At 64.5% G+C, this 1,057-nt stretch carries 1 protein-coding gene; it reads left to right on the plus strand.

Annotated elements, in window-relative coordinates:
• A partial coding sequence (locus EN943_RS37105) for a hypothetical protein (RefSeq protein WP_206522893.1) occupies nucleotides 1-1,057 on the plus strand: 1,057 nt, incomplete at both ends.

The raw sequence follows: 1,057 nt of genomic DNA on the forward strand, positions 1-1,057 counted from the left end.
GAAGCAAAGGCACCGCCGGCAGCTGCGCCGCACGAATATGTGGCCGACGCCAGCCACATGGTAAGGCTTCCGGCCAACGCCTCCATCGACAACATCAAGGTCGACGGCCAAAACCTTCTGCTCGAACAGGCCGACGGCTCGGTGATCGTGATCAAGGACGGCGCCCTGAACGTGCCGACCTTCATCATCGGCGACGTCGAGGTGCCGCGCGTCGCGCTGCTGGCGGCGCTGGAAGCCAGCCATGTCGACGTCGCCTTCGGCGCCGACGGTTCCATGTCGGCTGGTCCTGGCGGTTCGAATTCAAGCGCAGGCGGAGATTTCTCGGTTCCCCCCGGCGGCATCGGCGACGGGTTCGACCTGTCGGCCCTGCTGCCGCCGACCGCCTTGCAGTTTGGGCTTCTGGATCGCCGCGAACTGTTCCCGTCCATCGTCGACAGGCCGGTTTCAGTGGTGGCCACGTCACTGCTTGCCCCGACCGAAGCGGCCAGTGAAACTGGCCTCGATGGCAACCAGACACAATCGCCCGGCAGCGACGCGCCAAGCAATTCCGAAACCTCAGGCATCGGAACGATCAGCATCGACGCACCGGATGGAATCGGGTCGATCGTTATCAACGGTGTCGCCGTCACCGGCGTCGGCCAGCAGATCCCGGGCCAGTTCGGCTATTTGGAGATCGTCTCCTACAATCCGAGCACGGGTGCTATCCAATACAATTACACGGTGACCGAATCGGTCACTCACCCCGAGCACACGAACGGGTTCGATCCCAACGACACGGTTCCGGACAATTTCAGCATCACTGTCACGGACGTCGACGGCGATTCGGCCAGCACCACCTTTGCCGTCGCCATTGTCGACGACGTGCCGACGGCGGTTGCCGACACCGACAGCGTGACGGAAGACGGTGCGACGGTCGCGGACGGCAACGTGATCACGGCCAGCGGCGGCGCGGACGCGAACAACACGGACGGCGTTGCCGACGTTAAGGGCGCGGACGGTGCGACGGTAACGGGCGTCGAAGCGGGCACGGTTGCATCGGCCTCGGGCCATGTCGGCT

The organism is Mesorhizobium sp. M7A.F.Ca.US.006.01.1.1 (genome assembly GCF_003997935.1).
Taxonomy (GTDB): Bacteria; Pseudomonadota; Alphaproteobacteria; order Rhizobiales; family Rhizobiaceae; genus Mesorhizobium.